Annotated in this window: 8 protein-coding genes and 1 pseudogene; 8 read left to right on the top strand and 1 reads right to left on the bottom strand. The window is 49.2% G+C overall.

Going from position 1 to position 12,353, the window contains the following annotated elements; all coding sequences use genetic code 11:
* Both IE091_RS17945 and IE091_RS17940 read left to right on the top strand, forming a co-directional pair.
* A partial coding sequence (locus tag IE091_RS17945; protein WP_229800897.1) for a glycosyltransferase family 4 protein occupies nt 1-521 on the top strand: 521 nt, incomplete at its 5' end.
* Nucleotides 499-1,785 (top strand): ATP-grasp fold amidoligase family protein, encoded by a 1,287-nt coding sequence (locus tag IE091_RS17940; RefSeq protein ID WP_189464278.1) that lies wholly within the window; start codon nt 499-501, stop codon nt 1,783-1,785. The genes IE091_RS17945 and IE091_RS17940, both read left to right, overlap by 23 nt.
* A 42-nt stretch (nt 1,786-1,827) precedes the next feature.
* On the opposite strand, the pseudogene IE091_RS17935 reads toward IE091_RS17940, so the two are convergent.
* Nucleotides 1,828-2,816 (bottom strand): annotated as a pseudogene (locus tag IE091_RS17935) (IS481 family transposase).
* A 122-nt stretch (nt 2,817-2,938) separates the two neighbouring features.
* Here IE091_RS17935 and IE091_RS17930 point away from each other — a divergent pair.
* The 6 genes from IE091_RS17930 (at nt 2,939) to IE091_RS17905 (ending at nt 12,256) form a co-directional block, all read left to right on the top strand.
* Nucleotides 2,939-4,498, top strand: a complete 1,560-nt coding sequence (locus IE091_RS17930) for a polysaccharide pyruvyl transferase family protein (RefSeq protein WP_189464277.1) — start codon at nt 2,939-2,941, stop codon at nt 4,496-4,498.
* A 97-nt stretch (nt 4,499-4,595) separates the two neighbouring features.
* Complete coding sequence (glmS, locus tag IE091_RS17925; RefSeq protein WP_189464276.1) at nt 4,596-6,437, top strand: glutamine--fructose-6-phosphate transaminase (isomerizing); 1,842 nt, start codon at nt 4,596-4,598, stop codon at nt 6,435-6,437.
* A gap of 191 nt (nt 6,438-6,628) precedes the next feature.
* Complete coding sequence (gene glmM / locus IE091_RS17920; protein ID WP_229800896.1) at nt 6,629-7,969, top strand: phosphoglucosamine mutase; 1,341 nt, start codon at nt 6,629-6,631, stop codon at nt 7,967-7,969.
* Between the two features lie 165 nt (nt 7,970-8,134).
* Entirely contained in the window at nt 8,135-10,216 is a 2,082-nt protein-coding gene (locus IE091_RS17915; RefSeq protein WP_189464275.1) for a glycosyltransferase family A protein, read from the top strand.
* A 128-nt stretch (nt 10,217-10,344) separates the two neighbouring features.
* Nucleotides 10,345-11,232: an ATP-grasp fold amidoligase family protein gene (locus IE091_RS17910; RefSeq protein WP_189464274.1), complete on the top strand. Its 888-nt coding sequence runs from the start codon at nt 10,345-10,347 to the stop codon at nt 11,230-11,232.
* Between the two features lie 7 nt (nt 11,233-11,239).
* Nucleotides 11,240-12,256: an SGNH/GDSL hydrolase family protein gene (locus IE091_RS17905; protein ID WP_189464273.1), complete on the top strand. Its 1,017-nt coding sequence runs from the start codon at nt 11,240-11,242 to the stop codon at nt 12,254-12,256.
* The last annotated feature ends 97 nt before the right edge of the window (nt 12,257-12,353 follow it).

Below are 12,353 nucleotides of genomic sequence, written 5' to 3'. Positions count from 1 at the left end.
CAATAACGGGCTTGCGAAAGCCAACTTGCACGGGGCGAATGATCAAAAAGTGCTCGCTGGCGGTGATAGGGAAAGTGTCGGCGCCGGCTTCACGGATTCAGGAAATAGTTCAGCATGTTAAAAATTCTTTGGTAAATGATAAAGTAATAGTAACAGGACGAGTTCCTCATTCTCTAGCTTCAGAGTACTATTCTGTTATCGATATAGCTCCTTTTCCTAGAAAGGCTTGGCCGGTGTGTGAGATGGTCTCCCCTATGAAGCCACTCGAGGCTCTATCTATGGGCAAAGCCGTGCTAGTATCTAGTGTAGGAGCTTTATCAGAAATGGTAATAAGAGATAAGACAGGATTTGTTTTTGAAAAAGGGCAGATTTCTAGTTTGGCCGAAGAGCTTATTAAACTGATGATTAATGATGAGTTACGTTCTGAGGTTGGAAAGAATGCTAGGTCTTGGGTTCAAGAAAATAGAACTTGGAAAAATGTGAGCGCTAAGTTCATAAATGCAGCTTTTGGAGAAGTTTAATATGGTTTTGAATAATTTGGTAAAATCATTTTTTAGAGCAAAAATAGAAGGGTCAGTTGTTAAAGAAGAAAATGATTTTCATCTTTATAGGAAAAGATTTAATAAGAATTTTGTTGTTTTTTGCGGTTTAGACTTTAATTCTAGTAAAGTGTTAAATAAGAAGTTTCCAGGCATTAACACGTTAACCTTCTTAAGTCCTAATCAAGTTGCTGCTAGTGAAATAAACCTCACTGCTGTTTTACCTTTTTCGAAAAGTATTGTATATTTTTTTGATTCAAAATTGGAAAATCAAATACCAGATTTTTGTTTTGATTCTGGTGTGGTGCTAGTACATGAAGGGAAATTGGTTTTAAAGAAAAAAGGAAGCAGTACAGTAGAGCTTTTGTTCCAAAGTGAGTCTTTAGTTACAGCATTTTTTTATATAGCTAGTGTCGTTGCGTTGAATTTTGGCAGAGTGATTTCCGGTGTAATCAATGAGCGTGACATTATAAAAAATTATGAGAAAAGAGAGTATTTTCGAAAACCTAGAAAGCATGAGCTTATAAGTATAAGTGGAAAAAAAGTAGAAACAGCTGAATTTTGTAAAAAAAATAAAATTAAAATACCTAGAATAATTTTAACAAAGCTCGATAATGTTGTTCTACAAGATAATGATGTTTTTGAGAATTCATCTTTTGTCATTAAAGATAATTCTGGATGCAGTTCTCAAGGCGTGCACGTAGTTCAAAAAGAAAAAGGTCATTACATTGATTTGATGTCGAAAGAGGACGTCAAACTTAGTAAGTTAGATATTCAGGCGATACTTGATAAGTATCAGAGCTGCATAGTTGAGGAAAAAATAGGATCAGATGGGACGATACCATATGATTTAAAAGTTTATTGTTATAACGGAAAGCCTAAATTAATACTTCTAATTGATCGAAATTATAAAAGAAAAGAAGGCAAGGTTTATGTTAAAGCATATGATCTTAAAAGCAATAGTTTTATTGATGGTTTTATGCTTAATAATCAAGAGCGTTTTTTTGAACCTCCGGAAGATATTGAAGATTTATATAGAAAATATTTGTCAAATGACTTAGTGGAGAGAGTTAGGTTTTTCTGCAGCGAAGTGTTGAGTAGTGTTGAATACTATGAGTTTGTAAGCATAGATTTGTTTGAGCAAAATAATACTCTTTACTTGGGGGAGTTCACTAAGACTCCAGGTGCCTTTCTATACCACCTAAATCCTTCTAATTTTATAGAGTGGATTTTTGAGAGAAGCTAATAAGTTTATAGTTTATAGTTTATAGTTTATAGTTTATAGTTTCTAGATGTCGGGTCCCGTGTGATTAACCACACGTTTAGTAAATAACTCAGGTCGCTTGGCCTGCCACTCCTTCATCGCCGTGATCGGTGACTGATGATGCAGCGCCTTCTGAGGGATGTGATGATTGTACAGCCAAGCGTAACGTTTGAGCGTTTGCTCCAGGTCCTCGCCTGACGTATAGCGACGGGTCGACAGTACCTCGCTGATGCGGCCGTTGAACCGCTCCACATACCGTTCGTCTGTGGCCTTCCCGGCTTGATCAATCGGTGGTCGATACCATGGGCTTGGCACTCCTGGTCGAAGGGATGGCGACCGCTGGGCTTGCGTTCACCTCCCCGCGTGAAGCGATCAGTGAACGACTTGCCGTTGTCAGTGAGCACCGTCTGGATCGTGAAAGGCGCCTTCTCCTCCACGCGCTTCGTGAACGCCTTGGCATCCTTGGCAGACTGGCTGCGCCTGACCTCCAGATAGACCCAGCGTGTGGCACGGTCGATGGCGACATATAGGTAGCGCTTCTGATCTTCATCAGGCATCTGAGGCAGGTGCTTGATGTCGATATGCACATACCCGGGCTCATAGTCCTTGAAGGGCTTGTGCCGGGGCTTCCCATCATTGCCTGCGTCCTGTCGAGCCAGTTCTGCCAGTGTCGGCACCTCACGCCGCTGGAGCATGCGGTGCAGTCCTGAACGAGACAGTCGAGGGTTCAGGAACTCACGTGCCACAACGAGCAGATCATCCAGGCCGAGGCGCAGGAATTCGCGAGCGGCGACCAGCATCTCCTCTTGCTCGGAGGTGAGGGTGGCCAGGAGGTTGTGACGTGTGTGCGGTCGATCATGGACATCATCGCGGTACCGCCAGCGCCGTATGGTCGCGGGTGAAACGCCATACTGGCGGGCCAGCTCGCTATCGGTGATGCTGGAAGCCGCTGCCTGGATCTCGGCGCGGATCTTCGGTGTCGTGGTCGCCTGCTTATGCAGCTTGATGTCCATGAACCTGCTCCCGAATGAATGTCTGTAGAAGCTCTCTGGCTGCCAGCAGAGGATAACTCCTATAGCTCATTTGATCATCCGAGACCCTACATCTAGATTCCAAGTGATTTTAGGGGATGCTCATGAAAAGTATTAAAAAAATAGGTTTTTTCTATTTTCACGTGGCCAGTAATATTGGTGATTTAGCCATAAATGAAGGTGTATCAGAAATTGTAAAATTAAAATACCCTAATGCGTCTATCGAGTGCTTCATATTAGATGGCCAACAAAGCCTTCACTTAAAATCTTCAATTTCATCAGGTGTTAATTATCACTATATTAATGGGAAAGAGTTGGATTTTTTGAAGTATGCTATTGAGCCCAGTATTTTTTGGAGTGATTTTATTGGAGATTTGAGTTTAGATTTAGTTTTAATTAATTCAGGGGAGCATTACTTCCAATACTTGCATAATGAAAATAGTTATTCCTTGTTCTGGAGGTTGCTACCTGCGTTGTCAGCAATTGAAAAGGGGCTGCCGGTTTGTTTTTTACCATCAACTGTTGGGCCTCTTGAAACTTTAGAGTCTCGTGCACTATTAAAGTCTTTCTTTTCTGTTTGTGCTAAGGTGTTCATCAGAGATTCGGTGAGTCATGAGTATTTAAATAGTATTGCCATTCAACAGGGCCCAGGCTCTCTTAATGCATTTTTAGCTCTTGATCCGGCTTTTTTCTTAGAAAGTTCTAATGATAACTCTTTAGAATCCGATTTCCCTTTCCCTACTTCTAATAATGTAGCCATTGTGGTTCGGCTTGAAGATTGGGGCATACGAATAAAAGATTCAGAACGGAAAAAGAAAAATAAGCTTCATGTGGACGAAGGTTTTGTTAATTCGCTTTCATTTTGTTTTGCAAGTTGTCTTATAGATAGAATTTTATCAGAGACAAATAAGAACATAATTGTTTTTAATCAGACTTTAGCAGACAAGAAGCTCAGTAAATCAATATTTGAAAAGTATATTCACACAGGCCGTGTTTTTCACTATCAACCGACAAGTGTTCAGGATTACTTGGCGAAGCTTGATTTAGTTGATGAGGTGATTGCTTCTCGCTTTCATGCTTTGATTTTAGGCATGGTGATGAAAAAATTTCCGCATGGGGTATATTTCTTGAATCATGGAAAGAAAATGCCAGGCCTGTTTTCATTGTTGGGCTTAGATTTATATTGCCATGAAATAAATGATAAAAATTTAGCCGAGGTTGTAGATTGTGTTTTTGAGGCCTTGGTTAGGGATAAAAAGAGCACGCAAATTGAATTGTTGAAAAAAATATCTTCGATGAAAGCAGATTTTTTCGATAAATTTGATTTTGTGTTAGATGGCGACTCTTTTGATAAAGAAGCTTTTCAGTATTTTAAGATACGCATGATTGAAACAGCCTGCGATTTACATCTTCAAGCCAATAATTCTGATGCTGAGAAATTTTCGGTAAATCTATTAGGCAATGACCAAAACATAAATGCCTCTTTGTATGACTCATGTAAAAGATATCAGTGCCTTGTTAGTTATCTTTCTTATAATTTCAAGGGTTCAGGTTTAATTGATAATAATTTGAAAAACGCTCTTTTTGATGAAATTTTTTGCGCTCATCCCGAGCGAGCTATCGGCCTAGATTTCTCCCTCCCCGAAACCCGCAACAAAGGCTGAATTAAGCCAGCTTAATGCTTTATAATCATGAACTGGGTAGTGGCATGGCTTGTGCAAAGGCATGCTGTTTTCTTTTGCTTGTGTAGGAACTGTTTAAATGTGCGGGATAGTAGGCGCGGTAAGCGCAAAGGATAGCATTGCTTTTCTATTGGAAGGGCTCTCGACGCTGGAGTATCGCGGTTACGATTCCGCTGGCTTGGCGGTGCTCAATCATGGCCTGCAGCGGGCGCGGGCCAAAGGGCGTGTGGCGGAGCTGGCGGCTCGCGTGGAACAGCAGGCGCTCAGTGGCACCATTGGCATTGCCCACACCCGCTGGGCTACCCATGGGGTGCCCGCAGAGCGCAATGCTCACCCGCATATCTCGGCAGGCTTGGCCGTGGTGCACAACGGTATTATCGAAAACTACGAAGCCCTGCGTGAACAGTTGCAGGCGTTGGGTTATGTGTTTACATCAGATACCGACACCGAAACTATCGCCCATCTGATTCAGGCGTGCTTCAAAGGTCAAATCGGTGAACCCGCTGACAACCTGTTCTCTGCGGTTCAGTGTGCGGTCAAGCATTTGACGGGCGCGTTTGCGCTGGCGATTGTCAGTGAAGAAGAGCCGGAGGGCCTGGTGGTGGCCCGTGAAGGCTCGCCGCTGATGCTGGGCATTACGGATGAAGGCCACTACGCCGCCTCGGATGCGTCGGCACTGCTGTCCGTCACGCAGCAGATGATGTATTTGGAAAATGGCGATGTGGCACAGCTGACGCGTGATGCGGTGGCGGTGGTGGGTGCTTTGGGGCAGCCAGTACAGCGTGCCGTGGTGACGTCTCACCTCACGGCGAACGCGGTAGAGCTGGGTGAGTTCAACCACTACATGCAAAAAGAGATGTTCGAGCAGCCCCAGGCGCTGGGCAATACGCTGGAAATGCTCAGTGGGGCAGGGCAACTGCACCCCGGTATTTTTGGGGCCGATGCGCAAGCCGTGTTTGAACAGGTGAATTCGGTACTGATCCTGGCCTGTGGCACCTCCAGCTATGCGGGCATGACAGCCAAATACTGGATCGAGCAAGTGGCGGGTATACCCTGCAACGTGGAAATTGCCAGCGAATACCGCTACCGCGTGAGTGTGCCACACCCGAACCAGCTGGTGGTGGTCATCTCTCAATCCGGTGAAACCGCGGATACGCTAGCCGCTTTGCAGCATGCCAAAGCGTTGGGCCACCCCCATACCTTGGCGATTTGTAACGTGCCGGAATCCGCCATTGTGCGTGAAACCGCGCTGCGGTTTATTACCCGAGCAGGGCCAGAAATTGGCGTGGCGTCTACCAAGGCGTTCACCACCCAGCTGGCCGCGCTGTTTCTGCTTACCCTGCTGTTGGCCAAAGCTCATCAGCGCTTGCCCGCCACCGATGAGAAAGCCTACCTGGATGAGCTGCGCCACCTGCCCATTGCGGTAGAAAAGGTGTTAGCGCTAGAGCCTAGCATTCAAGCGTGGTCGCAGCAGTTTGCCCATAAGCACCATGCGCTGTTCCTGGGGCGTGGCCGCCACTTCCCGGTTGCCTTGGAAGGCGCGCTGAAGCTCAAAGAGATCTCCTACATTCATGCTGAAGCCTACCCCGCGGGTGAGTTGAAACACGGGCCGCTCGCCCTGGTAGATGCCGATATGCCGGTGGTGGTGGTGGCCCCTCACGATGAGCTGTTGGAAAAGCTCAAAGCCAACATGCAGGAAGTGAGCGCTCGCGGCGGCCAGCTTTACGTATTTGCCGATGGTGATAGTGCGGTGAAACCCAGTGAAGGGGTGAATGTACTGGCCATGCCGGAGCATTACGGTTTGCTTTCCCCTGTGCTGCACGTCGTGGCCTTGCAGTTGCTGGCTTACCACGTGGCGCTGGTAAAAGGCACCGATGTGGATAAACCGCGCAATTTGGCCAAGAGCGTTACGGTGGAGTAAGGCTTGGCATAGCGTGGGTGCCAGCGTTGGTGGGGTGGCGTTAGTGAGGCTGCGTTAGTGGGGCGGCTCATCGCCGCCCATCCGCGGGTGCCTCGCTTTGCTCGTTACCACGCGCTACTAGACCTGTGGCAGTCCAGCGCTTCACCCCTCACTCTTTTCCCCTCACCATCTTTTAATCAGGTTTTTACATCATGCGACACTATTTTGGCACCGACGGCGTTCGCGGCCGCGTAGGTGAGTTTCCGATGACACCGGCGTTTGCCATGAAACTGGGTTGGGCTGCTGGCAAGGTCTTGGGCGCTGAAGGCGTTAAAGAAGTGCTTATCGGCAAGGACACTCGGGCCAGTGGCTATATGCTGGAGTCTGCCCTGGAAGCGGGCTTTTCGGCGGCGGGTGTCAATATCGCGTTGGTGGGCCCACTGCCTACGCCGGCGGTGGCTTACCTTACGTCTACTTTTCGGGCCGATGCGGGCGTGGTGATCAGCGCATCGCACAACCCGTTTTACGATAACGGCATCAAGATTTTTGGCCAGGGGGGCTTCAAACTGACCGATGCCCAGGAGCAGGAAATCGAGCAGATGCTTCATATCGCTCTGGAAGGGGGGATGGAGTGTGTGGAGTCGGATGCGCTAGGCAAGGCACGCCGAATTGATGATGCCGCAGGGCGCTATATTGAGTACTGCAAGGCGGTGTTGCCCAGCACGCTGAACCTGCAGGGGTTGAAGATTGTGGTCGATAGCGCGAATGGCGCAGGCTACAAGGTTGCCCCTGCGGTATACCGGGAGTTGGGGGCAGAGGTCATCAGTATCAATGACCGCCCCAACGGCACGAACATCAATGCCGAGTGCGGTGCTACGTCGATGCGTGCCTTGTGCGGCGCAGTGCTGGTACACGAGGCCGACCTGGGCATTGCGCTGGATGGCGACGCCGACCGCTTGATGATGGTAGACCATACCGGCACGGTGGTGGATGGCGATGAGCTGCTTTTCCTGTTAGCCAAAGATGCCAAGCACCATGGGTATGCCGGTGGCGTGGTGGGTACGCAAATGAGCAACTTGGGGCTAGAACAGGCGCTGGCCATGCTGGGGATGCCGTTTGTACGTGCCAAAGTGGGCGACCGCTACGTCATGGAACAGCTGAAAGCGACCGGCTGGCGGTTGGGAGGCGAAGGGTCAGGCCACTTGTTGAGCCTGGACCACGCTTCCACCGGCGACGCCATCATAGCGTCTTTGCGTGTTCTCACGGCCTTGATGAATCAGAGCAATACGCTCTTCATGGCCAAACAAGGCATGCACAAATTCCCTCAAGTGCTGCTGAACGTGCGCTTCAACGCGACCCAGGAAGACCCGGTGCAGAGCCCTCGTGTACAGCACGCTGTGCAGGAAGCAGAAACCCGGCTGGGTGATAAAGGCCGAGTGCTGCTGCGTAAATCGGGCACCGAGCCGTTGATTCGCGTCATGGTAGAAGCCAGCGATGCCGCCTTGGCCGACTGGTGTGCTCGCCATATCGCGGCGTCGTTGCCCCAGAGTTAAGCAACTAACCACGCCAGAACGTATCTATAGAGCGCCTGAGCAAACGCTGAGGCGCTTTAATGGTTTGTGTTAGCCTATAGACGTTAGTCGAATTCGAGTAGTGATTGCCAACGTGGTGGGCAGCGGTTGCCTGCTCCCTCTTATACAGAATATTGCCGAATAAACATGATGAATACACAGAGCCTGAGCGACCCCATGAGTTTTGAAAAAGGAAATGACCTATATCGGCAGGAAGCCTACGAGCAGGCAGCTGCCCATTATGTCAACGCGCTGTCTCGGTATAAGGGGTTCAAGCCGATTTATGTCAATTTGGCGCTGGCCTTGCGCAAGATCGACAACAAGAAGGTGTGCGACCAACTGCTGCGCAATGCCTTGAAAGTGGTGCGGCCAGGGCAGGTAGAGAACGATATCGAGCTGGTGAAGAAGTCTCGGCTGGTGAATGGCAAATGGTATCTGGTCGAGCATGAGGTGTGGATGCCTCACAAGGTGGACCCGGTGTTGCATTATCTGGCGGTAGGCTGGCGGTTGGGGCTGAACCCTTGTAAACGCTTCGATAACGATTTTTACCTGGAAACGCACAAGGCACAGATGCAGCCCAATGAAGTGCCGCTGCTGCATTACCTGTACAAGGGCCAGGCAAAAGGGAACGAGATCAAGGACAAGGAAGCCAACGGCACCGCCAACCTGGCCGTGCAGCTCTGGAACGGTCATTCGGTATCGGCTTTGAAAGCGCTGGAAGACGTGTACAACGACCCCAATGCAACGGAAGCGTCTCGCTGGTGGGCCATGTGGCACACGGCGCGTTGGCTCTATTTTTGTGGCGAGATCGAATCTGCCCTGGCGTTCGCCGGAAAAATGCGCGAACTGACCAATGCCAACAAGTCGCGTAAAGAAACGGTGTATCTCACCTATTTCTGCCTGCTGACGCTAGGCCGCCCTGCGGAAGCCTATGCCGCTCTCAAGCCTTTCGTCGAGCGCCACCCCAATGATGCCGATGCCCACTTTGCGCTTACCAACGCACTCTCCGATGATGCCAAGCGCATCGAGCTGATCAACCAGGCCTTCGCGATTCATGGGTTCAGTGGTATTCGTCGCAAGGATAAAACGCAGCCGCTTTCGATTGGCAACGTGGTAGGGCTACCTGCGCCGAAAGTGAAGGGCACGAAAAAAGTCTCCATCATCATGCCCATCTACAGTGCAGGCGAGCAGGTACGCATCGCCATTGAGTCGCTGCTGGCGCAAACCTATGAAAACATAGAAATTATCGCGGTAGACGACTGCTCGCCCGATCACACTTTCGAGGTGCTCAAGGCGCTAGAGAAAGAAGACCCGCGCGTGAAAGCCGTGCAGCCGCCACACAATGGGGGGGCCTACGCGGCGCGTAACTACGGGCTCACCTTTGCCACTGGCGATCTGTTTACAACCCACGACAGCGATGACTGGTCGCACCCGCAGAAAATCGCTACGCAAGTGGCCTACCTGGAAAAACATCCTTCTGTGAAGGGCTGCTCGGCGCACTGGATCCGCGCCCAAGGCAATCTGGCCTTTACTCAGAACTGGCGCCCGAACAGCTGCCTGACGCACTGGAGCCAGTCATCCTTCATGTTCCGCAAGGAAGTGCTGGACACCATTGGCGAGTGGGACCACGTACGCATTGGTGGCGATACCGAGTACATCTGGCGCATGCAGGCACAGTTCGGGAAAAAATCGTTCGCCAAGATCTATCCAGATACCCCGCTGGCCTTCGCACTGGATGAAGAATCCTCGCTTACCCGTACCAAAGCCACCCATGTGCGCACCGTGTACTACGGGCTGCGCCATATCTACCGCGAAATTTGTGCCTGGTGGCACGCATCGCAAAAACACTTGAACGTGCGCGATGCCAAAGCCCAGCGCGCTTTCCCCGCGCCTCGCAGTATGTTCGAGCGCACGGATGAACCGCTGGTGTTCAACACCGTGATTGCGGGCGATTTCTCTCGCCTCGAAGACTGCCGGAAAGCCGCCGAATTCATCGGCAAGCACTCCAAGCAGAAGGTCGCCCTGTTCCACTGGCCCAGTTTCCACAAAGCCCCGGAAGCCCTGTGCAACCTCTACTTCGAGCTGCTTAAACAAGGTAAAGTAGAGCCCGTTGTGATGGGCCAGGTGGTCAACGCCAGCCACTATAAAACAGCCGATAACACCTTGACCGAGTATCCCCTGGATGGATACCCCGAGTTTATCGGCTTGAAGAATTGGGGAGCTCTGTGAGTAAACGCCAGCAGGACGTAAGCGCTTTGTTAGAAGCGCTTACCCAAGCAGAAGAAAAAGTACAGCGCGAAAAAGCGCAGAAGCGCACCATTGCCAATCAGCTCGTGGCCGCGTTACCCAAACTGCCCATGGAGCAGCGTCCGGCTGTGCTGGAGCAGGTGGCAAACCTGTTAACGTCCGATGAGTTGACAGAAAAGCTGACACGCCTTCTGAGCCAGCACAAAGTGCCGCTCACGAACGTGGCTTCTTTTCAGCAGCTGTTGGTACAGGCGACCCGGCGTCGGCAGCTGTTCAATTTTCAGCCAGAATGGAAACTGAACAGCAAGCGCTACGCCTATAAATTTATTGATGAGCTGGGCATCAAGCGGCCAGACACCTATGCCTTCAACCAGCCGTTAGCCAGTATCCAGCCCAAGCAGGGCAGCGTGCTGAAGCCTGAAAATGGTTCTTCCAGCCAGGGCGTGTTCATTTTTGATGAGCAGGGAGGTGCCTTCGAAGTACGCACCGGGGAAACCTTGGCCACAGCAGAGGAGGCGCTGGCCAAGGCCCGTGGAATGGTAGAGCAGGGCACCATCAAAAAAGATTCTTGGCTGTTGGAAGAATTTATTGGAGATTTCGAGGCGGGCAAGCCCTTGCCGCCCGTCGACCTCAAATTTTATTGCTTCTACGGCGAAGTCGGTTTTGTGCTGGAGGTCGAGCGTGCCAATGAAACCCGCTACTGCGAATGGCTGCCGGATGGCCGTCTTGCAGAAACCGGCCGCTATGCTGACAAAAGCTTCATTGGCAACGGCTTTACGAGTGAGCAGCTAGAAACCGCCAAGCGCATCAGCAAAGCCATCACCACTCCCTTTATGCGCATTGACTTTATCAAAAGCCGCCAGGCTTTCTCCTTCGGCGAATTCACCCCTCGCCCAGGCCAATTCTCGTCGTTCAACAAAGCCTTTGACCGCTACTTGGGCGAGTGTTATTTGAGTGCTGAAGGGCGCTTGTTAAAAAGCTGGTTGGGTAAGGACTAAGGAATAAATGAACATTCTTTTCGTTGGTGGAAGTAATCTTGTTATCAAACAGGGTATCTCGACACTAATTCCTGAGTGCTTACGAAATTCAGGCATATCAGTTGATAATGTATACAATATTGCCGTTGGTGCAACTCCCTGTCTTTTCGGCTTGGAAAACTTGACCCTTTTCAAAAAAAAGCAAATAGACCTTGTTTTTATTGAATATGGGATTAACGATCTACCGCTTTTTGCAAATGACCGAGTGCTATGGGAGCAGGCCTTTACTAGCCTCCTGACTTCTTTAAAATCAAAATATCCATCAGCTCACATAGTCACGATTTTGCTGGGGCGTCAGAAAGAGCGTTTTTGGAATAATCAACAACGTATGCATAATAAAATGAAGACGTTGTCTGATCGTTCTGGTGCGCTGGTTGTCGATATTGATACGTTGCTTAAAGAAAAAGCTGTTGTAGCGGGTGGTTTTGAAAAATTTTATTTGGATGAGAGTCATTATAGTTCGCCTGGTGTAACTCGATATATATCTGAAGTGGTTGTCAGTGAATATTTACTGAGTCAATTGGTTGGTTTTTTTGACAAAAAAACATCAGCATCTTCGAAAGACAAAAAGCTAAATGTTTATGGTTTGCCTGGTGCCGTAGAGTGCTATGAAAATTCAAGGTTTCATAAGCAAACCACCGTGCTTGAGAAAAATGAATCTGTAGCGTTATATGTCAAGGGTGCTCCGGTCGCCATCTCTTTCATCTCAGCCAATGATTCCTGTTCTTTGTTGTTGGAAAGCGAGTTTGGTAATAAAATAATTAATACCAAAAGGAAAAAAGCAACGCTGGGTAAGTTTAGTTTTATACTGAAGCAAATACCTTTGTATGGCTTGATAGGCAAAGATGTAAAATCCGATCAAAAAACAAAAGTAACGCTGACTGCTTTGGATAAAAATTCAGATAAATGGGATGACGCCATCATGCAGCGAACATATGGCATGGAGCCTTCTGGTCCTGAAAGTAAGTGTCTTTTTCTTTCCTGAATCCGTGAAGCCGGCGCCGACACTTTCCCTATCACCGCCAGCGAGCACTTTTTGATCATTCGCCCCGTGCAAGTTGGCTTTCGCAAGCCCGTTATTG

The organism is Vreelandella hamiltonii, from assembly GCF_014651775.1.
Taxonomy (GTDB): Bacteria; Pseudomonadota; Gammaproteobacteria; order Pseudomonadales; family Halomonadaceae; genus Vreelandella; species Vreelandella hamiltonii.
This window is presented reverse-complemented; position numbering and strand designations above follow the sequence as displayed.

What these genes read in the sequence shown, in the direction of transcription:
- IE091_RS17930 (WP_189464277.1), top strand. Translation starts at nt 2,939, where the DNA reads ATGAAAAGTATTAAAAAAATAGGTTTTTTCTATTTTCACGTGGCCAGT.
- glmM (WP_229800896.1), top strand. Translation starts at nt 6,629, where the DNA reads ATGCGACACTATTTTGGCACCGACGGCGTTCGCGGCCGCGTAGGTGAG.
- IE091_RS17940 (WP_189464278.1), top strand. Translation starts at nt 499, where the DNA reads ATGCAGCTTTTGGAGAAGTTTAATATGGTTTTGAATAATTTGGTAAAA.
- glmS (WP_189464276.1), top strand. Translation starts at nt 4,596, where the DNA reads ATGTGCGGGATAGTAGGCGCGGTAAGCGCAAAGGATAGCATTGCTTTT.
- IE091_RS17905 (WP_189464273.1), top strand. Translation starts at nt 11,240, where the DNA reads ATGAACATTCTTTTCGTTGGTGGAAGTAATCTTGTTATCAAACAGGGT.
- IE091_RS17915 (WP_189464275.1), top strand. Translation starts at nt 8,135, where the DNA reads ATGATGAATACACAGAGCCTGAGCGACCCCATGAGTTTTGAAAAAGGA.
- IE091_RS17910 (WP_189464274.1), top strand. Translation starts at nt 10,345, where the DNA reads ATGGAGCAGCGTCCGGCTGTGCTGGAGCAGGTGGCAAACCTGTTAACG.